The 26126-nt window shown below is 61.5% G+C and carries 20 protein-coding genes; 15 read left to right on the top strand and 5 right to left on the bottom strand.

Going from position 1 to position 26126, the window contains the following annotated elements; all coding sequences use genetic code 11:
- From F0184_RS11350 to F0184_RS11320, 7 genes are all read left to right on the top strand, one after another.
- Window positions 1–2550 carry a DUF3141 domain-containing protein gene (locus F0184_RS11350; protein ID WP_150496297.1) on the top strand — a complete coding sequence of 850 codons (2550 nt, stop codon included), beginning with the start codon at window positions 1–3 and terminating at the stop codon, window positions 2548–2550.
- 237 nt (window positions 2551–2787) lie between these two features.
- The gene (locus F0184_RS11345) at window positions 2788–4794 is read left to right on the top strand and encodes a methyl-accepting chemotaxis protein (protein ID WP_172972077.1); all 2007 of its coding nucleotides are present in this window, start codon (window positions 2788–2790) and stop codon (window positions 4792–4794) included.
- Window positions 4795–4893: 99 nt separating this feature from the next.
- On the top strand, window positions 4894–6246 hold the full coding sequence (locus tag F0184_RS11340; RefSeq protein ID WP_150496295.1) for a DUF2157 domain-containing protein: 1353 nt from the start codon (window positions 4894–4896) through the stop codon (window positions 6244–6246).
- A complete protein-coding gene (locus F0184_RS11335; RefSeq protein WP_150496294.1) occupies window positions 6243–6818 on the top strand; it encodes a GDYXXLXY domain-containing protein in 576 nt (191 codons plus the stop codon). Before F0184_RS11340 ends, F0184_RS11335 begins: the two co-directional genes overlap by 4 nt.
- A 73-nt stretch (window positions 6819–6891) precedes the next feature.
- A complete protein-coding gene (locus F0184_RS11330; RefSeq protein ID WP_172972076.1) occupies window positions 6892–7938 on the top strand; it encodes a class I SAM-dependent methyltransferase in 1047 nt (348 codons plus the stop codon).
- Window positions 7938–8651 carry a pseudouridine synthase gene (locus F0184_RS11325; RefSeq protein WP_150496293.1) on the top strand — a complete coding sequence of 238 codons (714 nt, stop codon included), beginning with the start codon at window positions 7938–7940 and terminating at the stop codon, window positions 8649–8651. The genes F0184_RS11330 and F0184_RS11325 overlap by 1 nt, the downstream gene beginning before the upstream one ends.
- A 16-nt stretch (window positions 8652–8667) precedes the next feature.
- A complete protein-coding gene (locus tag F0184_RS11320; RefSeq protein WP_150496292.1) occupies window positions 8668–9555 on the top strand; it encodes a dihydrodipicolinate synthase family protein in 888 nt (295 codons plus the stop codon).
- Window positions 9556–9861: 306 nt separating this feature from the next.
- On the opposite strand, the gene F0184_RS11315 is transcribed toward F0184_RS11320, so the two are convergent.
- Window positions 9862–11673 (bottom strand): ABC-F family ATP-binding cassette domain-containing protein, encoded by a 1812-nt coding sequence (locus tag F0184_RS11315; RefSeq protein ID WP_150496291.1) that lies wholly within the window; start codon window positions 11671–11673, stop codon window positions 9862–9864.
- 196 nt (window positions 11674–11869) lie between these two features.
- On the opposite strand from F0184_RS11315, the gene F0184_RS11310 reads away from it, so the two are divergent.
- The 5 genes from F0184_RS11310 to F0184_RS11290 all read left to right on the top strand — a co-directional run bounded on the left by F0184_RS11310 (window position 11870) and on the right by F0184_RS11290 (window position 17965).
- Window positions 11870–12349, top strand: a complete 480-nt coding sequence (locus F0184_RS11310; RefSeq protein ID WP_150496290.1) for a BA14K family protein — start codon at window positions 11870–11872, stop codon at window positions 12347–12349.
- A 223-nt stretch (window positions 12350–12572) separates the two neighbouring features.
- On the top strand, window positions 12573–14159 hold the full coding sequence (locus F0184_RS11305; protein ID WP_150496289.1) for a peptide ABC transporter substrate-binding protein: 1587 nt from the start codon (window positions 12573–12575) through the stop codon (window positions 14157–14159).
- A gap of 106 nt (window positions 14160–14265) precedes the next feature.
- Entirely contained in the window at window positions 14266–15189 is a 924-nt protein-coding gene (oppB, locus tag F0184_RS11300; RefSeq protein WP_150496288.1) for an oligopeptide ABC transporter permease OppB, read from the top strand.
- A gap of 11 nt (window positions 15190–15200) precedes the next feature.
- The gene (locus tag F0184_RS11295) at window positions 15201–16328 is read left to right on the top strand and encodes an ABC transporter permease subunit (RefSeq protein WP_150496287.1); all 1128 of its coding nucleotides are present in this window, start codon (window positions 15201–15203) and stop codon (window positions 16326–16328) included.
- A 14-nt stretch (window positions 16329–16342) separates the two neighbouring features.
- Window positions 16343–17965: an ABC transporter ATP-binding protein gene (locus F0184_RS11290; protein ID WP_150496286.1), complete on the top strand. Its 1623-nt coding sequence runs from the start codon at window positions 16343–16345 to the stop codon at window positions 17963–17965.
- Between the two features lie 39 nt (window positions 17966–18004).
- On the opposite strand, the gene F0184_RS11285 is transcribed toward F0184_RS11290, so the two are convergent.
- Window positions 18005–18691 (bottom strand): GntR family transcriptional regulator, encoded by a 687-nt coding sequence (locus F0184_RS11285; protein WP_150496285.1) that lies wholly within the window; start codon window positions 18689–18691, stop codon window positions 18005–18007.
- A gap of 398 nt (window positions 18692–19089) precedes the next feature.
- Window positions 19090–20124, bottom strand: a complete 1035-nt coding sequence (locus F0184_RS11280; RefSeq protein WP_150496425.1) for a dipeptidase — start codon at window positions 20122–20124, stop codon at window positions 19090–19092.
- A gap of 198 nt (window positions 20125–20322) precedes the next feature.
- Between F0184_RS11280 and F0184_RS11275 the strand changes: the two genes are divergently transcribed.
- Window positions 20323–21060: a L,D-transpeptidase gene (locus F0184_RS11275; RefSeq protein ID WP_150496284.1), complete on the top strand. Its 738-nt coding sequence runs from the start codon at window positions 20323–20325 to the stop codon at window positions 21058–21060.
- A 13-nt stretch (window positions 21061–21073) separates the two neighbouring features.
- Here the strand turns inward: F0184_RS11275 and trhA are convergent, their stop codons facing one another.
- Complete coding sequence (gene trhA / locus F0184_RS11270; protein WP_150496283.1) at window positions 21074–21721, bottom strand: PAQR family membrane homeostasis protein TrhA; 648 nt, start codon at window positions 21719–21721, stop codon at window positions 21074–21076.
- Window positions 21722–21997: 276 nt separating this feature from the next.
- Between trhA and F0184_RS11265 the strand changes: the two genes are divergently transcribed.
- On the top strand, window positions 21998–23356 hold the full coding sequence (locus F0184_RS11265; protein ID WP_150496282.1) for a malonyl-CoA decarboxylase: 1359 nt from the start codon (window positions 21998–22000) through the stop codon (window positions 23354–23356).
- An 18-nt stretch (window positions 23357–23374) separates the two neighbouring features.
- Here the strand turns inward: F0184_RS11265 and F0184_RS11260 are convergent, their stop codons facing one another.
- A complete protein-coding gene (locus F0184_RS11260; RefSeq protein ID WP_150496281.1) occupies window positions 23375–24181 on the bottom strand; it encodes a substrate-binding periplasmic protein in 807 nt (268 codons plus the stop codon).
- Between the two features lie 261 nt (window positions 24182–24442).
- Between F0184_RS11260 and F0184_RS11255 the strand changes: the two genes are divergently transcribed.
- Entirely contained in the window at window positions 24443–25918 is a 1476-nt protein-coding gene (locus tag F0184_RS11255) for a helicase HerA domain-containing protein (RefSeq protein ID WP_150496280.1), read from the top strand.
- Window positions 25919–26126 lie beyond the last annotated feature (208 nt).

Raw genomic sequence — 26126 nt, 5'->3', positions numbered from 1 at the left:
ATGAAAGACGTGTTCGACGCACTGGAAGCAGGCCAGAACGAGTTCCTGAAGTCCATGACCGATGCAACCGCCTGGTCACCGAGCGACCGGGTCGTGGCGATGCAGGCGCAATTCACCGAGTTCTCCAACATGAGTGAATTGATGTTGCGGGCGCTTACGAGCCACTTCAACACGATTTCCACGACCCACAAGGCGCGGGCGCAAAAGAATGTCGACGCCCTTGGCCATCTCGCGGAAACGGTGAAAGACCATCATGCCGACGGATCGCTGATGGACTATTGGCAGTCCTATTGGACCGACGCCAGCCAGCGCATGGTGCTCACGCTGGATACCTTGCGCCGGCGCGGCGACATTTTTCTGGAGCATGAGGCCGCAGGCTGTCCTCCGGTCTTGATCTACGACTATGAGGTCGTGGTCGATGGGGCGGATTTGCCGCGCCCGTGCAACTACATGCTGTTGAAAATCGTGCCGCCAGCGGACTTTCCCGTGAAGGAGTGGAAGCGTCCCTACATTATCATCGACCCGAGGGCCGGACACGGCGCGGGCATTGGGGGGTTCAAGCCGGACAGCCAGGTCGGGGTTGCCCTCAAGGACGGTCATCCGGTCTATTTCGTCGGCTTCAAGCGAATGCCGGAAAAGGGTCAAACGCTGGCCGATGTCACCCATGCCGAAGCCAGCTTCGTCCGCACGGTGATGGATCTGCATCCCGACGCGCCCAAGCCGGTCGTCACCGGCAACTGCCAGGGCGGCTGGGCGACCTTGCTGCTTGCGGCGATGAACCCGGACCTGACGGGGCCGATCGTGTTGAACGGGTCCCCGGTTCAGACCTGGTCCGGCAAGGTTGGCGAAAACCCGATGCGCTACAATGGCGGCATTCTGGGCGGAACCTATAATGCCATGCTGTATTCCGACCTGGGTCACGGCGTTTTCGACGGCGCGGATATTGTTCAGAATTTCGAGCTGCTCAATCCTGCTCGCAACTATTTTGGAAAATACTACGACCTGTACTCAAAGGTTGATACCGAGCAACAGCGCTTTCTTGAGTTTGAACGGTGGTGGGGCGGCTATTTCCTGCTCAATGAAGCGGAAATGAAATGGATCGTGGAACAGCTGTTTGTTGGCAACCGCCTGGCCAAGAACGAGGCCCGCCTCGAGCCGGGCCGCAGCATCGACCTCAAGCAGATCCGCTCGCCGATCATTGTGTTTGCCAGCTGGGGCGATAACATCACGCCGCCGCAACAGGCGCTGAACTGGATCGCAGATACATATGCCGACGAGCGCGAGATCGCGATCCGTGGCCAGCGCATCATCTACATGATCCATGAGCAGGTCGGCCACCTCGGCATTTTCGTGTCGTCGAAAATTGCCAACAAGGAGCATTCCGAAGTCACCTCGACGCTGAAGACGATCGAGGCGCTGGCGCCGGGTCTCTACGAGATGAAAATCGACGACTACGAAGGCCCCCTTCTGGACCGCACGTTCACGGTCAGCTTCCATGAGCGCAAGATCGAGGATCTTCAAACCCTCGATGACGGACGGGACGACGAGGTGCCCTTTGCGGCGGTGGCGCGCAACTCCGAACAGCAGGCGGAGTTCTACGATGTGTGTGTGCGTCCTTGGGTGCAGGCCGGTGTGACGGAAAAGTCCGCCGAACTGCGCCGGCAGATCCATCCTCTCCGCGTTCAGCGGGCCGCGTTCTCAAGCCAAAACCCGATGGTCGCGCCTCTTGCCGAGTGGGCGCAACGGGTCCGCGGGGAGCGCAAGCCGGCCGGCTCGGACAACCCGTTCGTGCAGGCCGAGCACATCACCGCGGCCATCGTTGAACAGAGCTTGGATCTGTACCGCGATGTGCGCGACACGATGTATGAAAACATGTTTTTCGCGATGTGGGGAACGCCTTACATGCGCTGGTTCGGCCGGACCCATCAGCCTGGCCGGACATTGAAACGCAAAGAGGACCTGCGCGCCTTGCCGGCTGTGCAGTCGGCCCTGATGCGGATCGATGAAGGCGGTTTCTGCGAAGCGGTCATCCGCATGCTGATCCTGCTTGCCGACAGCCGGGGGAACGTCAGGCGTGACCGGCTCGAGCGGTCCGCCCATGTGCTGACCAATGACGAGCCTTTCAAGTCGCTGACGGTCGACGAGCGGTCGATGATCCTGAACGAGCAAAACCTGATCGTGGAGTTCGCCAGAGACGAGGCGGTTTCCAGCCTGCCGAAGCTGCTGAAAACCAAAAAGGACCGGGAACTGGCGGCCAAGGTCGTCCAGTATATTCCAGGCGCGATCGACGAAATGGCACCGCATACGCTGGAAATGCTGCAAACCTTTCATGAGGTGCTTGGACTGCCGCCGGTCGCCTCCGATATCACGGAAGATCCGCTCCAAACATCTGAGCCGACATCCCGCACACCCAAATCCGCGACAACCCCTCCACCGGTGCCGGTCATGGCTGAGGCGACCGGGTCGGTTGCGCCCGCGAAAGCCGAGCCGCCGCGCAAACGTTCCCCCGCGCCGCGCCGTGGCAAAAGCGCGAATGAACCCGCCGAGTAAACCGGCAGGGCATTAAAGGGGGCGGAATGTCTCCGCGTAAAGGCCGGATCCGTGTGGTCCGGCCTTTGTCATTCGGGCGGTGCCGGCCCGGCTGCGTGGGGCATAAATTGTGCGGTGCGAGGACCGCGGCGGGCTCTGGATAGGTATTTTACCAGAAATACCGGATGACTATTTTTTTAACAAATTTCGGACAAATTTCCGTAGATGACAGCCTCCTCAACTTCCGGAGATCGATCGATGGCCGCACAACCTGCGTCGAACGGCACAAAAACAAGCAATATTGCAAATACAGACACCATGCAGCTCGGTGAATTGCTTGATTTCATGCTGCCGAAAGGCGGCTCGGAAAAGTCCGTCAAGGAGGCCTGGCACACCATCGAGCCGCGGCTTCCGGAAATCATGGAGCGGTTTTACGACAAGATGATCGCCACCGACGCGTTGCGCGCCAAGATGGGCGATCACGCCAAAAAGCCGGACGGGTTGAAGAAGCGCCAGTTCAGCCATTGGGAATATATGTTCAACAATGCGCCGGACCTTGAGTTCGAAGGCCAGGCCGCCAGGATCGGTCAGGCCCATGTGCGGATTGGATTGGACGCAGAATGGTTGATGGCGGCCTTTGGACGCCTGCTGAACGAGGCCGTGCCGGTGGTGATGGCGCACCACCGGTTTTCCCGCTCCAAGGCAACGGAAACGGTACAGGCGCTGATTTCCCGGTTCTTCCTCGACATGATCCTCGCGCAGAAGGCGTTTGAGGAAGCTGACCGGTTGAGCAAGGACAACGAACAGCGCGAGGTGAAAAATCTCGAAAGTCTCAAGATCACGGCGAATATGGTTTGCGATCTCAATGAGATCGTCATGTCGGTCGCACAGCTGTCGCGGAACACGCAGTCGGCCAGCGAAAATGGCCAGTCAATCTCCGCCGCCGCCGATCAGCTCGTGGCGTCCATCGAGCAGATCTCCACGAACAGCGAGGGCGCCGCGCAGGAAGCGGATGCCACCACCGCCTCGGCGCAGGACGGCTTGACCAAAATGCAGGCCGTTTCGCAAGCCATGTCGGACATTGCGGAAACCTCCCAGAAAACCTCGTCCAGCCTGTCGGATCTGAACGAGGCGGCGATGCAGATCAGTGAATTTCTGACCGTGATCGAAACCATCGCCAACCAGACCAATCTGCTGGCGTTGAACGCGACGATCGAGGCCGCACGTGCCGGTGAGGCGGGGAAAGGATTCGCGGTCGTGGCGTCAGAGGTGAAGGCGCTAGCCTCGCAGACAAGCAAGGCCACGGAGGATATCTCCCAGCGGATCGAAGCGCTGCGCAGCGGCATGGAAATGATACAGGGCTCGATCGCCAATTCCCAGGGCGCGGTTCAAAACGGAGAGCTTGCGATCTCCTCGGCCAACGAGATCATGCAGTCTATGGAGCAGCAGGTCTCCAGCGTGTCTGCGCGCGTGCGCGACATCACGGAGATTCTCGGGCAGCAGAAAGAGGCAAGTCACGAAATCGCCCGCAATGTCGCGCGTGTGGCGGATTTGAATCAGACGAACGACGAGTGTCTGCACGACGTTCAAGGTGTTTTGCAAAAATGCAATCAGCAGTTCGCAGAGAGTGCGAAAATGTACTTCGAGGCCGATTCCGATCTGTCGCTTGTCGAAATAGCGCGGATCGACCATGTGCTGTTCAAGAAACGTGTCGTGGACACGGTGACCGGCCTTGGAAACTGGGCCTCCCATGAAGTCCCGGACCATCACACCTGCCGGCTTGGCAAATGGTACGACGCGATCAAAAGCCCACAGGTGCGGGATCTTCCGGTGTTCAAGGCCCTGGTTGGACCGCATGAGCGCGTGCACGCCTCGGCAAAAGCTGCATTGGCCGCGCACGAGGCCAGCGATCCGAAGACAGCGTTCGCCGCGCTTCAGGAACTGGAAGCCGCCAGCAAGGAGGTCATCCAGGGGCTTGTCCAACTGCATCAGACCTTGCGTCACGGCTTGGTCGACCACGAACAGCGGCAGTTTTCGCGCCGGATGGCCTATGGTGAGGCGCGTGTCGAAACCACCGACGGCAGCAAGTCCGTGGACGTTCACGACATTTCGCGGACGGGGATGGGAGTGTCGGGCCTTGAACAGGCGCATGTGGGCCGAACCATGAAGGTGCATTTCCAAGGTAAAGAGCAACTTGGAGAAGCCGTTTGGAGCGATGGAAACCGTGGTGGCATCCGGTTCCTGGGCAACGCAAGGGGAGGCTGATCTCCGGCAAAGTGGTCCGAAAGGCTCTCCAAGCCCCCCCTGTGGCCGGCGCCAGAATTGCGATAAGCTCCGCAGCACCTGCAATGGATCATGCTGCGAATGTTCGATAGTTCCTATCATAAACGCCTGCGCCGCGACCTTGAACTGTGGCAAGCTGAAGGGTGGGTCACGCCTCAGGGCGCTGCCCGCATCCTCTCGGATCTCGAAAGCGGCGACGGCCGCTCCCGTCTTCCCATGGTATTGGGCGGGATCGGAGTGGTGTGCGTCGCCCTCGCGGTGGCCGCCTTTATCGCGGCCAATTGGGAGGGCATCGGCAAGGCCGAGAAACTGGTCGGCATAGCCGTCCTCGTGCTTGGCAGCCATATGCTTGCCGCGCGCTGGGCCGCGCGGGGGCGGAGGGGCATTGCCGATCTGGCGACCGCATTCGCCACCCTTACCTTTGTCGCTGGAATGGCGCTGGTCGGACAGATCTTTCATCTGCCGGCCGATTGGGCCGGCGGGTCGCTGCTGGTCTGCCTCGGGGCGCTGGCGGCCGCCTGGCTGGCGGGCTCGCGCGCCTCGCTTCTGGTGGCGGCCGTTGCCGCCATCTTGTGGCAGACCGGGCGCGCGGAGATCGGCGAGACCACCCTGACCGGCGATCTCATCGGCCTCGGACTGCTTGTTGCGGTTGCCCTGCACCCTGCGGTGCACCCTATGCGCCTGTCGCGCTGGGCCGGTATCGCGCTGTTTCTTGTTACCTATGGCCGCTGGCTCGCCGATACGGGAGAGCGTTTGGGGGTTTCCGATGGGACGGGGTTTGCGATGGTCCTTCTGGGGACGGTTGGAGTGGCGGCCACCCTGATCCAGGCCGGGGCCGTGGCTGATCTTTATGTGAAATGGTGCAGCGATTATCCCGACCGCAGCCAGGGGCGGTGGCTGCTGGCTTTGTCTGCGCAGGATTTCGGAGTGGCGATCCTCGCCGGGCTGGCGGTCGTGGGCCTCTTCGTCCACGAAGGGCCGGGGCTCGCCGGGGTCTGGACGGCTCTCACGATCGCGCCGGTTTTCGTGCCCGTCGTGGGCGCCGTGCTTCTGAACCTTGCGGGCTTCCTCTTGTCCTTCGCAACGCCGAAGGCCCGGGGACTGTTTGCCGCCGTGCTTGTTGCCGGGATCGCAATTTGGCTCCCTTTGCTGGTGCCAAATCTGGTGCTCGCGGCGGCCGGCAGCTTGACCGCGCTCATCGCCGTCAGCCTCATGGGTACGCTCTACAAGAACGGCTTCTGGACGTTCTGCGGCTATGCGGGCTTGGCTGTGGCGCTGCTCTGGCTGCTGCATGAAACGGTCGGTTCCTTGCTCGGACAGGCGGTGTTCTTCCTGTTGGCCGGGCTTCTCCTCCTCGGCCTTGCGGTGATCGCCGGACGCTGGCTCACCCGGAGCAGGGCTACGGCGCAGGAACCAGGGGAGGGCACGGCATGAGCACTGCCGCCGCCCCGCGGGCTTCAAGACAGAGCATCAAGTGGGCTTATCCGCGCTGGATTTTGATTGCCGTCCTGCAGCTTGGCCTGATCGCTCTGCCTCTGTTCGAGCGGCTTCAGGTGCAACTGGGCGGTCAGGAGGTCACGCTGGAGTTGGTGCCGGTGGACCCGCGGGATCTGCTGCGCGGCGATTATGTCATCTTGAACCTGGCGGCCGGCCGTCTGCCCGCCAATTTGGCTGTCGAAGGACAGGCGATTGACAGGGGCGACCGTGTTTTCGTTGGACTGGAGAAAGACGAAGCCGGTCTGGCCCAGCCGGTGCGGATCGCCACCCGCCGCGACGCAGCCGGACCGCTGGCGCTGGCCGGGACCGTGGAGCGCGCCGGTCCGGACCGGATCGTCATCGACTACGGCATCGATGCCTTCTTTCTGCCCGAGGGCGCGGGCCGCCGGATCGAGCGCCTTCCGGCCGAGCGCGTGCAGCTTGTCATTGCCTTGAGCGGCGATGGCCGGTCCGTTCCCATTCGCCTGCTGGTGGATGGCGAACCGTTCAAATCCGACGCGGCCTTTTGATTTTCCAGCCGTGACCGGATAAGCAGCCGGTTCGCGCGGCAAGAGACCGCGCGTTCATATTGAAAGAGCTCACATGATTGGCGATCCCGCGCTTGAAACCCTTGTCCTGCCGCTCGAGACCGGCCAGATCGATCTGGCAGAAGGCGCGCGTGTTTTGTTCATGCGCGCGCGGGCCGGGCTGGGGCTTTCCGTCTTCGACGGTTTCCAGCTGACGTGCGAACAGAGCTTCGCGCCGGACCGGGACGCACTTCAGGCAGCCGGGCGGACGGTTGTGCCGGAGGCCGATGGAGGAGACTTCGATGCGGTCTTTGTCCTGCCGTCCCGTCAGAGGCAAGAGGCGCGCGCACAATTGGCGAGGGCCGCGGCCCGTGTTCGGTCCGGCGGTGTGGTTGCCGCTTGCGCGCCGAATGCGGAAGGGGCCAAAACGCTGGAAAGTGACTTTACCGCGCTCATGGGCGGGTGCGGCAAGCTGGTGAAGAACAAGTGCCGGGCGGTCTGGCAGACGGTCGAGGCATCCAGTATGAACGCCTCCCTCATCGGCGACTGGCAGGCTCTCGATGCTGCGCGCGCGGTCATGGACGGCGCGTTCCACAGCCGTCCGGGCCTGTTCGCCTGGGACCGGGTGGATCCGGCGACAGCGCTCCTGATCCGCCATCTGCCCGATACGTTGAGCGGGCGGGGCGCCGATCTGGGCGCGGGGTTTGGCGTGCTGGCGAAGGGGCTTTTGGACAAGGCGGCGAAGGTTGCCAGCCTTGATCTGTACGAGGCCGAAAAGCGCGGGCTCGATCTGGCCGAAAAGAACCTTGCCGCCTATCGGGACCGGATGACGCTGACCGGGATCTGGTCGGATGTGACCCGGGGGATCGACGGCCCCTATGACTTCATCGTCACCAATCCGCCGTTTCACCAGACCGGCAGCACCGGGCGGACCGATATCGGGCAAGGATTCATCCGCGCGGCCGCCGACGGGCTGAGACCGGGCGGGGTGTTGTTCCTGGTTGCCAACCGGCATCTGCCCTATGAGCACACGCTGAAAGACCTTTTCGCGAGTGCCGACATGGTGGCGGATGAGGGCGGCTACAAGGTAATCCGCGCGGTCAAGGGCAAGGGCAAGCGATAATGCGTCTGGTGAAGCTCATCGCCAACCTCGGCTACGGCAGCCGCAAGGAGATCCAGGCCGCCATCCGCAACGGCTGGGTGACGGACTGTGGCGGCACAAAGCTCAAACCCGACAGCAAGACGGCGCACGAGGACATCCTGTTCGATGACGCACCGCTGGACCCGGCACCGGGCATGGTGCTCCTGATGAACAAGCCGCTTGGCTACACCTGTTCCACCAAGGACCAGGGCCGGCTGGTCTACGATCTCCTGCCAGGCCGGTTCCGTCTGCGCAAACCGCCCGTGTCCACGGTCGGGCGGCTGGACAAGGAAACCTCCGGGATGCTGCTGTTCACCGACGATGGCACCTTCCTGCATCGGGTCATTTCGCCCAAATCGGACGTGCCAAAGGTTTACGAGGTCACGCTGGATCGGCCCTTGCGCGGAGATGAAGGCAAACTGTTTGCCTCCGGCGGGATGATGCTGGAGAGCGAGACGAAACCGCTCAAGCCGGCGGCGCTTGAGGTTCTCAGCGAAACGCATGTCCGGTTGACGCTGCATGAAGGCCGGTATCATCAGGTCCGCCGCATGTTCGCCGCCACCGGCAATCATGTCGTGACGCTCTCCCGCATCCGCATCGGCGGTCTGGAACTGGACGCTCTGGAGGAGGGGAGTTGGCGCTTGCTCGATGAAACCGACAAGGCGCGGATATTTTCGATCACGCCAGAAGCTTGAGCACGAGGGGGTCACCATGATGTTTTCAGGACTGTCCGCTTTTCCAATTACGCCGGCGAATGAAGCGGGTGAGGTCGATATCAGGGAATTGGCGGGTCTCTTGGAGCGTTTGAAGATCCCGGGCGTAGGCTCAGTCGGGTTGCTTGGAAGCACGGGGACTTTTGCTTATCTGAGCAGGTCGGAGCGGCGCCGGGCGGTTGATGTCGCAGTAGAGGTGCTCAACCGCGATGTGCCCTTGATTGTCGGCGTCGGCGCGCTGCGCACCGATGAGGCCTGCGCGCATGCACGCGACGCGAAGGCTGCAGGCGCGGATGCGCTTTTGATGGCACCGGTCTCTTATACGCCGTTGACACAGGAAGAAGCCTACCAGCATTACAAGGCTGTCGCATCAGTCACCGACCTGCCCCTGTGCATCTACAACAATCCCGGTACCACGCATTTTACCTTCGATCTCGACCTGCTTGTCAGACTTGCTGCCCTCGATACGGTCTCGGCCGTCAAGATGCCTTTGCCCGCCGCGCGAAGCCTTGGAGAAGATTTGGAAGTCTTGCGCGCTGCGCTGCCAGCCGAGTTTGCCGTCGGCTATAGCGGTGACTGGGGATGCGGCGAAGCGCTGCTTTGCGGCGCCGACACGTGGTACAGCGTCATCGGAGGTCTTCTGCCGGAGCTTGCCGCCAGTTTGGCCCAGGCCGCGCGACGGGGCGATGAGGTCGGCGCCAGGCGGATCGACATGAAACTCGCGCCATTTTGGGCGTTGTTCAAGGAATTCGGCTCCTTGCGGGTGGTCTATGCGGCTGCGGGTCAAATGGGGCTGACAACCTGCAGCCTGCCGCGCCCTCTGCTGCCGCTGGAGCGGGACGCCGAAAGCCGGGTCGCTGCAGCCTTGGAGACACTAGCGGACTGAATGGCAGCAGGGCCGGCTGACGGATCCGGATCGTTCGCGCGGTGGCATCCGTTGGGCGGTTGCCGCGCGTTGGATGGGGAGCGTGGCCAAGAGCAAGCAAGCTTGCCGCCATCCGGCGTGCAAAAGGCCCTCCCGATCGACGGGAGGGCCTTCGCATGGGGTCTTCCGTGCACATTTTTTGTGTTGGTTCGGGCGCCGGTGCCGGCGCGCTGAAGACAGTTACGGACCTAACGCCTTGGCCGTTGCCCAGCAGTCCCCATTTGGGGGCGAACTGCTTCACAGGCAAAGAATAGGGCCGTTAGCGGGTCAAGTCTCCTCGTTCAGCATCTCCAGTTCGAGCCATTGCTCTTCGGCCTTGTCCTTTTCTTCTGTCAGCTCGGTGATTTTTGCGGTGAGTTTGGCAAAGCGGTCCGGATTTTTGGAATAAAGATCCGGATCGGCCATGTCGCTCTGCAACTTGGCCAGCTTTTGTTCGAGCCCGGCGATGGTGTCTGGCAGGGTTTTCAACAGGTGCTGCTGGGTGAAGCTCAGCTTTGATTTTCGCGGGCCGGGCGCAACGGTGACCGCAGGGCCGGAGGCTTTCGGCTTCTTGGCGGGGGCAGCTTTTTCATTCGCCCGCGCTGTCACTCCTTCGCCGCGCTGGGCGACCATGTCGGAATAGCCGCCGGCATATTCCTGCCAGATGCCGTTGCCTTCCGACACGATCACCGAGCTGGCGACACGGTCGAGAAAGTCCCGGTCGTGGGAGACGATCAAGGCCGTGCCCTGGTAGTCCGCCAAAAGCTCCTGAAGAAGGTCGAGGGTTTCCAGATCCAGATCGTTGGTCGGTTCGTCGAGCACCATGAGATTGGACTTGTTGGCCAGCGCCCGCGCCAGCATCACCCGGGCCCGCTCGCCGCCGGACAGAACCCCCACCGGGGTCCGTGCCTGTTCGGGCGAAAACAGAAAGTCCTTCATGTAGGACATGACATGTTTGGTTTCCTCGCCGATCACCACCGTGTCGCCGCGTCCACCGGTCAGCACCGAGGCCAGCGTGTCATTGGGGTCGAGCATCTCCCGCTTTTGGTCGAGCGTCACCATCTCCAGATTGGTGCCAAGACGCACCGACCCGCTGTCAGGGCCAAGCTCACCCGTCAGCATCTTGAGAAGCGTTGTCTTTCCGGCCCCGTTTGCGCCGACCAGGCCCACCCGGTCGCCGCGCTGGATGCGCGTGGAAAAATCCTTGACGATTGTCCGGCCGACGAAAGCTTTCGAGATGCCCTTTGCCTCGATCACCAGTTTTCCAGACACCTCGGCTTCCGTTGCGGAGAGTTTCGCTGTGCCTTGCGGGCCGCGATGCTCGCGCTTTTGTTTGCGCAGATCCGCCAGTTCCCGGACCCGGCGCATGTTCCGTTTGCGCCGCGCGGTGACCCCGTAGGTCATCCAGTGCTCTTCACGCTTGATCTTCTGCGCGAGTTTTTGCTGGTCGATCTCTTCCTGCTCGAACACCTCGTCCCGCCACGCCTCGAAATGGGCAAAACCCTTGTCGAGCCGCCGCGACTGACCCCGGTCGATCCAGACCGTGGCCCGGGACAGGTTTTCCAGAAACCGGCGGTCGTGCGAGATCAGGACAAGCGCGGATTTGAGGCTCTTCAATTCGCTTTCCAGCCATTCGATGGCCGGCAGGTCCAGATGGTTGGTTGGCTCGTCCAGAAGCAAAATGTCCGGCTCGGGCGCCAATGTGCGGGCAAGGGCTGCCCGCCGGGCTTCGCCGCCGGACAGGCTTTTGGGGTCTTCCGTGCCGCTCAAACCCAGAACGTCCAGCAGGTATTGCCCCCGGTAGGGATCGTCGCCAGCCGTCAATCCCTCGTTCACATAGTCCAGGGTCGTGGCATAGGCGCTCAGGTCCGGCTCCTGGGGCAGATAGCGCAGGGTCCGGCCCGGTTGGAAGAACCGTTCGCCGCTGTCCGCTTCCACCATGCCGGCAGCGATCTTCAAGAGTGTCGACTTGCCGGATCCATTGCGTCCCACAAGGCACAGGCGGTCTCCCTCGCTGACGGCAATTTCCGCGCCTGTGAGAAGCGGCGTGCCGCCAAATGTCAGATGAATGTCGCGAAGGTGCAGGAGAGGGGGAGCCATGGAACCCTTGGATTGACGGTTGGGCGGGAATTTCGAGGTCAGGAACCCGATAAGCGGATCAAATGCAAGACCCGTGATCCAAATTGCGGACAGGACCCGCGACGTGACAGGGCATTTGGGTTAAACTGGCCACCGGTAAAGGGGGCGGCAGACGGACCGCGCGGCACCGCGCGTGAAAACCGGAGAGGTTTGCGTGATGATGCGGAACTTTGCATTTCTGAAAGCCGGAGCGGCCCTGCTTGCCGTCTTCAGTGCCTTTTTCCTTTTGAGTGTGCCCGCGGATGCCGGCAGCAAGTGGCACTATCAGGGCGTTTACGGCGGGGTCCATATCGGATCGGGTATCGTGGTGGGAACCGGCAAGGGGGTCATCTATTACGATACCCGCCGGTACGATTACGGCCGCCCGGGCTACGCGCCGCCCCGGTATTATCCGCCGCGCTACTATCCGCGCCGTGTCTATCGCCCCTACCGCCCGAAATACTATCCGGGCGTGCCATATATCCTGCCCGCCCCCGTTCCCCGCCATGCGGCGCCCGCCGGTATTCCCATCGCCAAGAACGGGCTGGTCCCGTTCACGCCGGAGTGGATTGCCTATTGCTCGCGCAAATTCAAATCCTTCGATCCCCGGTCGGGCACCTATCTGGCCTACAGCGGTAAACGGCGCTACTGCCGCTAAGGTTGTGCTCCGTCCAAACCGAATCGAAGTGGGAGAAAAATTCGTTTTTCAAACAGAAAGCGGAAAATTCTATTCGCTGTGGATATGTTTCCCGTATATCTGCGATAAAGTAGCAAAAAACAGCGGAAGATGACGTTAGGAAGGGCTTGATCCCCGCGCGTGCTCGTGAAATCGTCCGGGCTTACCCACTGAAGTGGGACAACAACCAAGAGGGGAAATCCAGATGAAAAAGTCCCTGCGCGCCACCGCGCTGGCAGCGGCGCTTATGGCAGCCACGTCGCTGACGGCATTTGCCGAGGTGGTGTACCATCGCGGCAATACCGGCGATCCGGAAACGCTCGATCAACACAAGACATCGACGGTCTACGAAGCTCATATCTTGCGCGATCTTTATGAAGGTCTGGTCGCCCATAACGCCAAGGGGGAAATCATCCCTGGCGTGGCTGAAAGCTGGTCCGTGTCCGGCGACGGCACCGTCTACACGTTCTCTTTGCGCGAGAATGCGAAATGGTCCAGCGGGGATCCGGTCGTTGCCGGAGATTTCGTCTATTCGCTGCGCCGGATCATGAATCCGGAAACCGGCGCCAAATACGCCAACATTCTGTACCCGGTGAAAAACGCCGAGGCGGTCAACACTGGCGACATGCCTGTTGAGGACTTGGGCGTCAAAGCGCTCGACGACCGGACGCTGGAGATCACGCTCGAAGCGCCGACGCCGTATTTCATCGACCTGCTGGGGCACCAGACAGGCTTGCCCGTCCACCCGGCCACTGTCGAGGCTCACGGCACGGATTTCGTGAAGCCGGAGAACATCGTGACCAACGGGCCGTTCACGCTGGTCGAGTTCACCCCGAACGCACAACTGAAGGCGACGAAAAATCCCTTCTACCATGACGCGGACAATGTGCAGATCGATACCGTCATCTTCTATCCGACGGAAGATCGCGGGGCGGCCCTGCGCCGGTTCCAGGCTGGCGAACTCCACACCAACAACGACGCCCCGACCGAACAGGTCGCCTTCATGAAGGAAGAGCTTGGCCCGCAGTTCCGGGTCGCGCCCTATCTCGGCAACTACTACTACGCCCTCAATCATGAGGACGAGGCTTTGTCCAATCCGGACGTGCGCCGTGCGCTCTCCATGGCCATCGACCGCGAGTTCCTGGCCGATGAAATCTGGGGCGGCGTCATGGTGCCGGCCTATTCCTTCGTGCCGCCCGGGATCGGCAACTATGGCGAGCCGGCCTATGCCGACTATAAAGGCCTGTCCTTGATTGACCGTGAGGACAAGGCGATTGAGCTTCTTCAGTCCGCCGGGTTCTCGCCAGACAATCCGCTGAAGCTGGAGATCCGCTACAACACCTCGGAAAACCACAAGAACACAGCCGTTGCGATTGCCGATATGTGGAAGCCGCTCGGGGTTGAAGTCACCATGCTGAACACCGATGTCGCGTCCCACTACGCGCACCTGCGCGATCGCGGCGACTTCGATGTCGCCCGGGCCGGGTGGATCGGCGATTACTCCGATCCGCAGAACTTCCTGTTCATGGTCGAATCCGACAATGATGGCTTCAACTATGCCCGGTACAACAATCCGGAATACGACGCGCTGATGGACGAGGCGGCCAAGACCGTCGACCTTGAAAAGCGGGCCGCCATACTGAAGCAGGCGGAAACGCTTTTCATGCGCGACCTGCCGTTCATCCCGCTGATGTATTTCGGCTCGATGAACCTCGTCTCCGACAAGGTGAGCGGGTTTGAAGACAATCTTCAGGACATTCATCCGACCCGTTGGATGAGTATTTCCGAGTAACCGCGAGCAACGGAATTGGCGGTGGCGGGGTTTCCGCCGCCGCCGGTTTTGCAAGGTGGCGCCGGCAACGGCTCAAGACCACCGCTTCAGCGAGAAGGGCAAGCCCATGAGCCGCTATGTGCTCGGACGATTGCTCGGGGCCATCCCGACCATTTTTTTGATCGTGACAATCTCGTTTTTCCTCATCCGGGTGGCGCCCGGCGGGCCGTTCGACCTGGAGCGCCCCCTGGAAGCCAAGGTGATGGAAAACCTGAACAAGATCTATCACTTGGACGAACCGCTTTGGACCCAGTACCTGTTGTATCTGCGGTCCATCTCACAGCTGGATTTCGGTCCGAGCTTCTATTTCCGGGACTTCACGATCAATGAGTTGTTCGCGGCCAGTCTGCCGATCTCGATCCAGCTCGGTTTGAGCGCGCTTTGTCTTGCCCTGGCCGTTGGCGGCATGCTGGGCGTCGTAGCGGCGCTGCGCCAGAACGGACCCGCGGATTACGGGGTCATGGCGGCAGCGACGCTGGGCGTGACCATCCCGAATTTTGTCGTGGCGCCGGTTCTGACCCTTGTTCTTGGGGTCTGGCTCGGTTGGCTTCCCGTCGGCGGTTGGGGAGACGGTGCCTTCGTCAACAAAGTCCTGCCCGTCGTGACGCTGGCGCTGCCGCAGATCGCGGTCATTGCCCGTCTGACACGCGGCTCCATGATCGAGGCCCTGCGCTCCAATCATGTGCGCACGGCCCGGGCCTATGGGCTGACCGCCTACATGGTCATCGGGGTGCATGCGCTGCGTGGCGCGATCCTGCCGGTGGTGTCCTATCTGGGGCCGGCCGCGGCTGCCCTTCTCACCGGGTCCGTCGTGGTTGAGACGATCTTCGGGATTCCCGGCATCGGCCGGTATTTCGTGCAAGGCGCGCTGAACCGGGACTACACGCTCGTGATGGGGACGGTTGTCGTCGTGGCGTGCTTTGTCATCATCTTCAATCTCATCGTGGATCTGCTTTACGCGCTGCTGGATCCGCGCGTGCGCTACGACTGAGGAACCGCCACATGGCTGTTACAAGCCCGGAAACTGTCGTTGGTCCCCAAAAGGGACGTTCACTTTGGGACGACGCACGGGACCGTCTGCTGGCCAACCGGGCCGCGGTCGCCAGCATGATCGTGCTTGCCGTCATCACCCTGCTGTCCATTCTGGGGCCGATCCTGTCGCCGCATGACTATGACGCGGTCTACCGGGACTATGTGAAGGTGCCGGCGAGCCTTGAGGCCTATCCCAAGGCGGACCAGGTGCAACCGGCCTTCGAGGCTTTGGTCAAACGGGCGCGCCTGAGGCTGGAAAGCTATGAGCGGACCGGGGACCGGGTTGTGGCCAGGGTCACGTCGAGCCGGAGCATCGATCCCCGCTCGACCCGCTATATCGATCGCAGCGACATGTTCGAGAACGCGGTGTTGAGCGATCTTTCGGACAATGACACCCGCGCGACCCTGGCCGCTGACATCAAGCATCTGCACTTCTATTTCGGAACGGATGCCAACGGGCGGGACCTGATGACGCGGACATTCATCGCGGGCCGGATTTCCCTGACCATCGGCCTGCTCGCCACAACCGTCGCCATCAGCATCGGCGTGGTTTACGGGGCGACGTCCGGCTATCTCGGCGGGCGGGTGGATCAGCTCATGATGCGGGTCGTGGACATTCTCTATTCGCTTCCGTTCATTTTCTTCGTGATCATGCTGGTCGTGTTCTTCGGCCGCAACTTCGTCCTGATGTTTATTGCCGTTGGAGCGGTCGAGTGGCTGGATATGGCGCGGATCGTGCGCGGCCAGACGCTCACCATCAAACGGCAGGAATATGTGCAGGCGGCCGAGGCCATGGGGGTCGGCGATGGCGGGATCATCCGCCGTCATGTCATTCCCAACACACTCGGCCCGGTCGTTGTCTATATGACCCTTCTGGTGCCCAAGGTGATCTTGCTGGAAAGTTTTCTCTCCTTCCTCGGGCTCGGGATCCAGGAGCCGATGACCAGCTGGGGCGTGCTGATCTCCGAAGGCGCCCGCAATCTCCAAGGCGCGCCCTGGATGCTGATCTTCCCGTCCATTTTCCTGACATCGACGCTGTTCGCCCTGAACTTCATCGGGGACGGCTTGCGCGATGCGCTGGATCCGAAAGACAGGTGAGGGGGGAGAAACAGATGGCCAATGATACGGTTCTCGATATCCGGAGCCTGAAGGTTGATTTCGATACCCCAACCGGCCCGATCGCGGCGGTGAAGGGGGTCGATATTGAGGTCGGCGCCGGAGAAACGGTCGCGATTGTTGGTGAAAGCGGGTCGGGCAAGAGCCAGACCATGATGGCCGCGATGGGGCTGCTAGCGTCCAACGGCCGCACGTCGGGCGTGGTGATCTATGGCGGTCAGAACATCCTTGGATTGTCCACCGGCAAGTTGAACAAGATCCGTGGTGCCCGGATCACGATGATTTTCCAAGAGCCGATGACCTCGCTCGACCAGCTCTACACCGTTGGCCGGCAGTTGGCCGAACCGATGGTCGTCCATGGCGGGCTGTCCTGGAAGCAGGCACAGGCGAAGGCGCTGGAGCTTCTGAAACTGGTGAACATCCCCGAGCCGGAGCGCAAGCTGAAAGCCTACCCTTACGAGATGTCCGGCGGGCAGCGCCAGCGCGTGATGATCGCCATGGCGCTCGCCAACGACCCGGATGTCCTGATCGCGGATGAGCCGACCACGGCTCTCGATGTGACGACCCAGGCCCAGATCCTGGAGCTATTGCGGGACCTTCAAAAACGCCTGGGCATGGCTGTGATCTTCATCACCCACGATCTGGGAATCGTGCGGCAGATTGCCGACCGGGTCTATGTGATGAAGACCGGCGAAGTGGTCGAGACCGGCAGAACACAGGAGATCTTTTCCAGGCCCGCTCATCCCTATACGCGGATGCTTCTGGATGCCGAACCGGCGGGCAGCAAGCCGGCTGTGCCACCGCAGGCCCCGGTGCTCCTGGAGGCGCAGAAGGTAGAGGTCGAGTTCGCGCTCGACGGCGGGTTCTTGAGGCCCAAACATGTGCTGCGGGCCGTCGACGGGGTCAGCTTTGTCCTGCGCCGGGGACAGACGCTGGGCGTGGTGGGGGAAAGCGGATCGGGCAAGTCGACGCTGGGCCGCGCCATCCTCAATCTTCTGCCGGCCGGGGGACGGGTGGTCTATCAGGGCGGCGTCATCACCGGCAAGAGCCGCCGCGAGATGAAAGCCTTGCGCCGGAACATGCAGCTGGTGTTTCAGGACCCGTTCGGCTCGTTGAGCCCGCGCATGACGGTCGGCCAGATCATCTCGGAAGGGCTTCTGGTCCATGAGCCGTCCCTGTCTGCAAGGGAACGGGACCGGCGGGCGTGTCTGGCTCTGGAGGAGGTGTCGCTCGATCCCGCCACGCGCAACCGCTATCCGCACGAGTTTTCCGGCGGCCAGAGACAGCGGATCGCGATTGCCCGCACCATGGTCCTCAAACCGGATCTTGTCGTTCTCGATGAACCCACATCGGCGCTTGACCGCACCATTCAGAAACAGATTGTCGAGCTTTTGCGCGAGCTCCAGGCGGCCCATGGCCTGACCTACATTTTCATCAGCCACGATCTGGCGGTGGTCCGGGCGATCGCGGATACGGTGATGGTGATGAAGCGCGGCCAGGTCGTGGAAGCCGGGCCGACGCAGAATATCTTCGAGGCTCCCCGGGAGACTTATACCCGTGAACTGATCCGGGCCGCCATGTTGACCCAAGAGCGTTTGGCCGGCCCGCTCCCGGCCTGATGTCTTTCGCAGCGCTTGGAAGAGGCTCCACCTTGAGCGCTATCCGGTCCAGCCAAGCGGAACGCCCTTCAGCCGGGAGAAGACGGTGCGGTAGATTTCCGATTTGACCTCGATGGTGTTGGTCGTGCCGTGCTGCAGGATTAATCTGTTGGCCAGAGGGGCATCGCGCCGCTCCACCGCGTCCAGGATGGCCTCGTGTGACGCTTCGATCTTGTCGATCCAGACCAGATTGTCGCGGTGCTGGGAGACGATGAAGCGGTGCAGGTGCAAAAGCGTTCGGCGAAGGATAGGTCCAAGGAGCGGCATGCCGGCCGCTTCCAAAAGCGTGAGATGAAAATCGACATCGGCATCTGACACGCCCAGCCGATCCCGGTCCCGGCGTCTGACGTTGTAGGTGTCGGCTTTCGCGCGCAAGTCCGTGATCTGCTCTGGCGTGTATCCTTCAAGAAACCGCTGAACTGCGACCGCTTCAATTTCCATTCTCAGCCGGATCATCACCAGGATCTCGTCATTTCCCGAATGGGTGACGAATGTTCCCTGGTATCCACGGCGGTCGACAAGACCATCTTCCTGAAGACGCAGCAGCGCCTCCCGAATGGTGCTTTGGGCGCAGCCGAACTCTTCGGCCAACGCCTGTTCGGTGATCGGGCTCTCTGAGGTCAGATCTCCGATCAGGATGCGTTCCTGGAGCTTCTTGTAAACACCGTGTGCCTTGCGGGATGTCATGAGCAGAGGTGAATGTCGCAATCAAGTGTTGGAAAAAGACCAAAAAAGACGTCCAACCCGAGGGCCCTGGCTTCCGACATGGCGGGCCTCGTAGTCACACGATGAACGCAACGCAAAGCTTATGCGTTCCGCATTGATCAAGCTGAGCCAGCCATCTCAAAAGGGGAGCTGACCTGTAGCTGAAGATTGCCGATGGGGCCGGCACAAAACTGTTTCTGTGGAGCCTTGGCATTTTTTGGAAACCAACCCAGGTTCGACCAGCTTACTCGCGCTGGTGGGGCAGTCTCACTGTGCTTGCCAATGTGCCCAACACGAAAGATCGTTGCGTGGTTCGCTTCGAAACGCAATCATCGAAATGTGAAAGGGCTTTCACATTTTCGCGAGTGGGTGGATTCACCTCAAGACTGCGTTTCTTCCAGGACCCGCAGCCAGTTCTTCCAGGCGATTTTTTCCACCATGGCGTCGGTCATGCCCGCGTTTCGGAAGGCGCTCAGAAGGTATTGCAGCCGTGACACGTCTTTGAGATCGGCCGGGGGCATGCAACCGTCGAAGTCGGACCCAAGCCCGACATGGTCCTCGCCAAGGCGTTCAACCAGATAGGCGGCATGCCGGGCAATGACGTCCAAAGCCGTGGCGGACCGGTGCTGACCGTCCTCTCTCAGAAAAGCGACATGAAAGTTGAGCCCGACGAGGCCCCGGCTTTCACGAATCGCGTCGAGTTGCCGGTCCGTGAGGTTTCGGGCACTGGCGCAAAGCGCATGGGCGTTGGAGTGGCTTGCCACCAGGGGGGCGTCCGTGATCGAGGCGACATCCCAGAATCCCTTTTCGGTGAGATGGGACAGGTCGATCAGGATCTTGAGCTGGTTGCAGGCCGTGACGAGCGCGCGGCCGGCACTGGTCAAACCGGGGCCTGTGTCGGGCGAGGAGGGGAATGCCATCGGAACGCCATCGGCAAAGATGTTCTTCCGGCTCCAGACCGGTCCGAGCGACCTCAGGCCCGCGGCATAAAGAACTTCAAGCGCGTGAAAATCGCCGTCGATGGCTTCGGCGCCTTCCATGTGCAGCGATATGGCGACCTGTCCCTGTTGCATGGCGCTACGGATTTCGGCGGCATTCCGGCAGATCTTCATTCGCCCGCCCGATGCCCGTTCCAGCCGAAAGGCCCGCGCCATAAGACTGTGGGTGAAGGCAAGCGCATCCGGTTGCGGCAATTCGGCATAATTGGCGGGATCGCGCGGATTGAAGGGCTTGGAAAAATCCTGATCCGGATTGGAGGGAACGAACATGGCGAAAAGGCCGCCGGCGAACCCTCCGTCGCGCGCCCGTGGCAGATCCATGTGACCCCGTTGCGAGCGCTGAAAGAAATCGCGTTCACGCCCCGCGCCAGCGTCGATCTCAAGCTTCAAGAGCGTGTCGTTGTGGCCATCGAAAATTGGAGTATGGGTTGAAGTCGCGGCTGGGGACACAGGAGACCTACGGGGACTGTTCTTGTTTCGCTTACCCGCCTAGCATGGAACATCGAGCGGAAAAATGGAAAAACCGGCAGCGGTTTTGGTCCTTCCCGTAAATGTGTCTTGCCAACCCGGCCGCGTTTGCGCCAAGAACGGCCGGTCTTTGGATTGGAATTCTTCATGATGAGCGATTGCCGGACACAAAGCCGTTTATCCGCCGCGCGCCGCGGATTGTTGAGCCGCAGGGGCTTTCTCTACGGCGGCGCGCTCCTGACGGCCGGGGTGCTGGCCGGGTGCCAGAGTATGGAAGCAGTCGGACTGCCCGATCAGCCGGCTCTGCCGGATGAGGAATTCGATTACGCCTCCGCTTATGCCGCGCTGCCGGATGGCGAGTACACCTGGCCTACCGTCAACTACAAGGCTTTTGACCAGCGGTTCTGGCGTCAGGTTGTGGACTATGAGACGCGCGAGCGTCCGGGCACGATCGTGATCGATCCATACAACACCTTCTTGTATTGGGTGTTGCCGGGCGGCAAGGCGTTGAGATACGGGATCGGCGTCGGCCGTGCCGGCTTCGCCTGGTCCGGGGAGGCTTTGGTCCGGGTGAAGCGGGTCCATCCGATCTGGCGCCCTCCGCGGGAAATGATCGCGCGGCGCCCCAATCTTGAAAAATATTGGGAGAAAGGCTTCCCGTCCGGTTTGAAAAATCCGCTGGGCGCGCGGGCGATGGATCTTTGGGAAGGTCCGGTCGATACGCTCTACCGGATCCACGGCACGCCGGATCCCAAGAGCATCGGCAAGAACGTTTCTTCCGGTTGTATCCGGATGTGGCAGCAGGATGTGATCGATCTGTTCAACCGGGTGCCCCTGCGCACCAAGGTGGTTGTGCTGACCGAAGATCAGGCGGTGTCGACCTAGACCGCAAGCGGACTCAGAGTGCTGCCGCCAGCGCGACGTCATGATACACTGCGGTGAAGTGGCAGATGGCGGCGGCCAGGACGAACACGTGCCAGATCGCGTTCTGGAATGGCAGATTTTTCCAAGAGTAAAAGATCGTGCCAAGCGTGTACAACAGTCCACCGGCCAGGATCATGAGGAAACCGAACCCGGAGGCGTTGTCCATCAAGGGTTTGAACGCAAACACGACCACCCAGCCCAGGCCGAGATAGATCGGCAGGGCAATCTTGTCGATCCGGTTCAGGCTCACGAGTTTGATGATCGCCCCCGCAATTGCGCCGGTCCAGACGATCGCGAGCAGAATGCCGCCCGTCCATCCGCCGATGATCATGGCGGCAAGCGGCGTATAGGTGCCCGCAATCATCATGAAAATGGCGGCGTGATCGAGCCGGCGCAGAAGCCCGGACTTGTTGGTCTTGGCGAACATGTTGTACAGCGCCGAGCAGGTGAGCATCGCCAGCAGACATCCGGCATAGATGTAAACGCTGACCTGACGGCCGATATCCGGCGTGTTCCACAGGACCCAGACAAGCGAGATCGTGGCGGCCAGCCCCAGCGTGATGCCGATCACATGCACCGCCCCGTCGGCGATCATCTCATTGAGGGTCTGTACACGTTCCATCCGCCACTCCCGGCAATCGTTTCGTCAATTCAATCCGCTGTGCATCGATTATGCGCCATGCTCGGCCCGGTCGCCGGGACCAGCCGCAGCGGCTCACGCTGTCTTGTCGGATGCGCCTATTTGCGGGCGCGAGACTGCCCGAACAATCGGTCGCATGCAAGATCACGCTCCCTATCACGCCGCTCTCCTGAATTGCACAGAGTATAAAACGAAGGCAGCGCTTGACCTGTCCCGACCGGGCAGTTGAGATCGGAAAAACCGAGGGGTCAGGTCCAGATGAACACCAGTTTTTTCGGCGAATTGTTGTCATCCATCACGGAGCAGGGGAGGGCCCTGATCGGACCCCGGCTCAACCGGTCTGGCGATATGCCGCTGATCGATCTGTGCGAAGCGCTCTTGTCGGGGCGCGGGGAAGCCTCCGGCGTGGCGCTGGCGGGCGAAATTCTGGCCGGATACGCGGCGTTGAGCGCTGAGCAGCGCCTGACCTTCTTCCAGGCCCTTCTGGCGCGGTTCGGGCCCGATCTGGACGCGGTCCAGACAGCGCTCGCGGCCTGTCAGAACGCGCCGGAGGATCAGGCCCTCGTGCGCCAGCTTCACGCCGCTACCGAACCCAAGCGTCAGGAGTTGATCCGGCGGATCAACCTTGCGCCTGGCGGCACCCGGGCCCTTGTGGACATGCGGTCCGATTTGCTCGGCCTGCTGCCGGACCACCCGGATCTGCGCGAAGTCGACCGGGATTTTGAGCGCCTCTTCAGTTTCTGGTTCAACCGGGGCTTTCTGGTCATGAAGCGGATCGATTGGTCCACCCCGGCCGCCATTCTAGAGAAGATCATCGACTACGAGGCGGTCCATGAAATCGAGGGGTGGGCGGATTTGCGCCGCCGGATCGGCCTCGAGGACCGGCGTCTCTATGCTTTTTTCCACCCCGCACTCGTGGATGACCTGCTGATTTTCGTCGAGGTGGCCTTGACCCGGGACATCCCGGCGGCCATTGGTCCCATTCTTGCCGAAGAACGGGCGGAGCTTCGGGCGCAAGAGGCGACGACCGCCGTTTTCTATTCAATCTCGAACTGCCAGGTCGGGCTGCGCGGCATTTCCTTTGGCAACTTCCTGATCAAGCAGGTGGTTGAGGAACTGCGTCGCGAGCTGCCGGGTCTGAGGACCTTCGTGACCTTGTCTCCCGTGCCGGGTTTTGCGCGGTGGTTGCGGGCCGATCTTGCCAGCGAGCCTTCGGTGTCGGGCGAACTGCTCGGGCCGGAGCTGCAGGATGCGCTGGAAGATGGCCGCTGGCTTGATGAGCCCGATCTCCAAAAACAAATGGAGGCCGCCCTCGTTCCGCTCTGCGCGCACTATCTGCTTCGGGAAAAAGGCCGCAACGGACGGCCGCTCGATCCGGTGGCCCGGTTTCACATCGGCAACGGCGCGCGTCTGGAACGGATCAATTGGCGCGGCGATCTGTCGGCGAACGGGATGACCCAGGCGCAAGGGTTTCTGGTCAATTATCTTTACGATCTGCGCTATATTGAGCGGAACCACGAGGCCTTCGCCGCAACCGGCGAGGTTGCGGCCAGCTCGGCGGTGGGCAAACTGGCGAAGGGCGTCAAGGAGCCGCCCAAGACGGTGCTGCCGGTTTGAGGCTCGGGCCGCGGCGCGTCAGTTGACGGCATCCTGCGTCTGCGAGGTTAGCGCCATCGGGCCGAAAGTGTTCTGATAGTCGTCGGTCTTCGTCAGGTCCTGGATCGCCGCGTTCACGGCCCGGATCAGATCCCCCGAAACGGTGCGCTGGCTGAACATGAAATGGACCGGTTCGGAAAACAGGATGAAGCGATGCGGCGCCAATCCGTCCGCTAGACCAAGCTCTTCGGCCACGACGAGACCCGATCTCGGGACCTCCACATAGGCATCGATCCGCCCCACGGAGAGCATCCGGATGCCCTCGGCCGTCGAGCCCACGAAAAAGACATGGCTGTCCGCATGGTCCGTTTCGAGAAATTGTTCAAACAGCTCGCCGCGATAGGTCCCCAACTCGTGCCCCAGAATCAGGCCGAGATCGATGATGTCCTGCAAGGAGTCAATCGCATACCGGTCGACATCTTCCGTGCGCATCACAAGACCGACGGTTTCATTGCGATAGGCGGCTGAAAACCTGGCGAATTGCTGGCGTTGATAGGTGATGGACATGAACGGCATCATGTCGATCCGGCCTTCGGCCAATTCGGTGATCGACCTTTTGAACGGCATCGGAATCAATTGGTATTCGCAGCCGATCTTGGCGAAGATTTTCCGGAGAAACTCGACGTCCATGCCGGTTATGCGGCCCTTGGCATCAGCAAAACTGAAGGGCGCGTAATCGGCGGACACACGAACCCGGACCGGAGCGTCGCAAACGGCGGCCTTCACGGCTTCACTGGCCGGCAGGAGAAGTGCGGCAGCGAGGACACCGATTTTCAACAACGTCATTGGCCGTTTCCCTCATTCGTTTCCGCCATTCGGGTCATAGCATGCCAGACCAGCGGCTTGCGATGAACAAACAGGTGAAGTTTCCCGTCAGCATAACGGGGAAATGTTCAGCATTACTTGCCCCAGCCTTCCTTTTTGGTTACCGCAACGGATGCGCCATGGGACTTTGCTGCGGGCATTCGATTCGTGCTCCGCCGTTCCTGCACGACACAGTTGACTTGAGAGGCCTGCCAGGTTGCCAACTTCGCGCCGGGAAAACGCATGACGGTTCAAATCGACATGGGAGAGATGACGGGCGGCGCGCGCGCCGGCATGGACCTGGAAGAACTCCTGGCCACGCGCCTGCTTGTGCAGGGCAATTCCGGATCGGGCAAGTCCCACCTGTTGCGCCGGCTTCTGGAACAGTCCGCGAGTTGGGTTCAGCAGGCGATCATCGATCCGGAGGGCGATTTCGTCTCGCTCGCGGACAAATACGGCCATGTGGTCGTTGACGCGGTCGGAACCGAAAAGGACCTGCAGATGATCGCGGGCCGCGTTCGTCAGCATAGGGTCTCAGTGATCCTCAATCTGGAGGGGCTGGATGCGGACCGTCAGATGAAGGCGGCCGCCACCTTTCTGGATGGACTGTTCGAGGCGGACCGTGAACTTTGGTATCCGATGCTCGTGATTGTCGATGAGGCGCAGCTTTTTGCACCGGCAGCGGCGGGCGAGGTGACGGAAGAAGCACGCCGCCGGTCTCTTGGCGCGATGACCAACCTGATGTGCCGGGGCCGCAAACGCGGACTGGCCGGCGTGATCGCCACGCAGCGCCTGGCAAAGCTTGCCAAGAACGTGGCTGCCGAGGCCTCCAATTTTCTGATGGGCCGGACGTTTCTTGACATCGACATGGCCCGCGCCGCCGACCTTCTGGGCATGGAGCGGCGTCAGGCCGAACAGTTCCGCAATCTGGACCGGGGGCATTTCATTGCACTGGGGCCGGCTTTGTCGCGCCGCCCCCTGGCCGTGAAGATCGGCCCTGTCGAGACCGCCGGCCGGGGCGGGAGCCCGAAGCTTCTGCCCTTGCCGGATCAGCCCGCGGGCGATGCGAAGGACCTGATCTTCACCCCGGCACCTGGAGAGTTGCCGGTCCCGCGGCCGCGTGCGCCCGAGCCGGTTGCCTCCACTGGTGACGTTCTAAATCAACTCAACGCAGCGAGCCAGGCCGCGCGGGACGCTGTGGAACCAGCCCGGACTTTGCTCGACTACGGGGAGCGCGAAGACAGGATCAACGCCATCATTGCGGACATGCTGGAAGACCCGGATGCTGCATTCCAGCCGATTGCCGCGCTGTATCAGGATTTCCAGGTGCGGTGCCGGATCGCGAAACTGCCCGGCGGCGCGCCGGATCTTCAGGTTTTCCGCGAAAAGCTCTCCGTGGCCCGGGCCGGTGTTGACAGGGAAGAGGTCGACGAAAGCGCGTGGCAGCAGGCCGAACTCATCGCCGCTGAACTTCCCGATGACATGCGCGGGGTCTATCTTCTTTTGGCCAAGGCCGCGCTGGCCAAAGCCCCCTGTCCGGGCAACCAGGAAATTGCGACCGTCTATGGAACGAGGTCGCCCGGCCGGGCGCGCTGGCTGCTCAGCCATATGGAAGAGCGCGGGTTTCTGGTCTGCGCAACGGACTTGCGGGGCAACCGCATCGTGACATTGACCGATCTGGGGTGGCAAACGGCGCCGGGCGACGAGGCCGCAGCGTAAGCCGAAGATCGGCGCAAACCCGGTTTTTCAAAAAAAGCGCTGCCGCGCGCAGGGCCGTCGGCCTGCCGTGACGCCACGGGTGCCGCAGGGTCCGTTGGCCGGACGCCCGGTTTTCTACCCAACTTCGAAAACGGTTTTGGCCCGGCATTTCCAAGCAGGATTGCTTATTTGTGTGTAGCTTTGAATTCACTATTGGGTGAGGTTTGAG

It is taken from the genome of Roseibium aquae (genome assembly GCF_008711285.1).
Lineage (GTDB): Bacteria > Pseudomonadota > Alphaproteobacteria > Rhizobiales > Stappiaceae > Roseibium > Roseibium aquae.
Note: the sequence above shows the minus strand (reverse complement) of the source record. Positions and strands in the feature narration are given on the sequence as shown.

What these genes read in the sequence shown, in the direction of transcription:
- F0184_RS11350 (WP_150496297.1), top strand. Translation starts at nt 1, where the DNA reads ATGAAAGACGTGTTCGACGCACTGGAAGCAGGCCAGAACGAGTTCCTG.
- F0184_RS11345 (WP_172972077.1), top strand. Translation starts at nt 2,788, where the DNA reads ATGGCCGCACAACCTGCGTCGAACGGCACAAAAACAAGCAATATTGCA.
- F0184_RS11340 (WP_150496295.1), top strand. Translation starts at nt 4,894, where the DNA reads ATGTTCGATAGTTCCTATCATAAACGCCTGCGCCGCGACCTTGAACTG.
- F0184_RS11335 (WP_150496294.1), top strand. Translation starts at nt 6,243, where the DNA reads ATGAGCACTGCCGCCGCCCCGCGGGCTTCAAGACAGAGCATCAAGTGG.
- F0184_RS11330 (WP_172972076.1), top strand. Translation starts at nt 6,892, where the DNA reads ATGATTGGCGATCCCGCGCTTGAAACCCTTGTCCTGCCGCTCGAGACC.
- F0184_RS11325 (WP_150496293.1), top strand. Translation starts at nt 7,938, where the DNA reads ATGCGTCTGGTGAAGCTCATCGCCAACCTCGGCTACGGCAGCCGCAAG.
- F0184_RS11320 (WP_150496292.1), top strand. Translation starts at nt 8,668, where the DNA reads ATGATGTTTTCAGGACTGTCCGCTTTTCCAATTACGCCGGCGAATGAA.
- F0184_RS11315 (WP_150496291.1), bottom strand. Translation starts at nt 11,673, where the DNA reads ATGGCTCCCCCTCTCCTGCACCTTCGCGACATTCATCTGACATTTGGC.
- F0184_RS11310 (WP_150496290.1), top strand. Translation starts at nt 11,870, where the DNA reads ATGATGCGGAACTTTGCATTTCTGAAAGCCGGAGCGGCCCTGCTTGCC.
- F0184_RS11305 (WP_150496289.1), top strand. Translation starts at nt 12,573, where the DNA reads ATGAAAAAGTCCCTGCGCGCCACCGCGCTGGCAGCGGCGCTTATGGCA.
- oppB (WP_150496288.1), top strand. Translation starts at nt 14,266, where the DNA reads ATGAGCCGCTATGTGCTCGGACGATTGCTCGGGGCCATCCCGACCATT.
- F0184_RS11295 (WP_150496287.1), top strand. Translation starts at nt 15,201, where the DNA reads ATGGCTGTTACAAGCCCGGAAACTGTCGTTGGTCCCCAAAAGGGACGT.
- F0184_RS11290 (WP_150496286.1), top strand. Translation starts at nt 16,343, where the DNA reads ATGGCCAATGATACGGTTCTCGATATCCGGAGCCTGAAGGTTGATTTC.
- F0184_RS11285 (WP_150496285.1), bottom strand. Translation starts at nt 18,691, where the DNA reads ATGACATCCCGCAAGGCACACGGTGTTTACAAGAAGCTCCAGGAACGC.
- F0184_RS11275 (WP_150496284.1), top strand. Translation starts at nt 20,323, where the DNA reads ATGATGAGCGATTGCCGGACACAAAGCCGTTTATCCGCCGCGCGCCGC.
- trhA (WP_150496283.1), bottom strand. Translation starts at nt 21,721, where the DNA reads ATGGAACGTGTACAGACCCTCAATGAGATGATCGCCGACGGGGCGGTG.
- F0184_RS11265 (WP_150496282.1), top strand. Translation starts at nt 21,998, where the DNA reads ATGAACACCAGTTTTTTCGGCGAATTGTTGTCATCCATCACGGAGCAG.
- F0184_RS11260 (WP_150496281.1), bottom strand. Translation starts at nt 24,181, where the DNA reads ATGACGTTGTTGAAAATCGGTGTCCTCGCTGCCGCACTTCTCCTGCCG.
- F0184_RS11255 (WP_150496280.1), top strand. Translation starts at nt 24,443, where the DNA reads ATGACGGTTCAAATCGACATGGGAGAGATGACGGGCGGCGCGCGCGCC.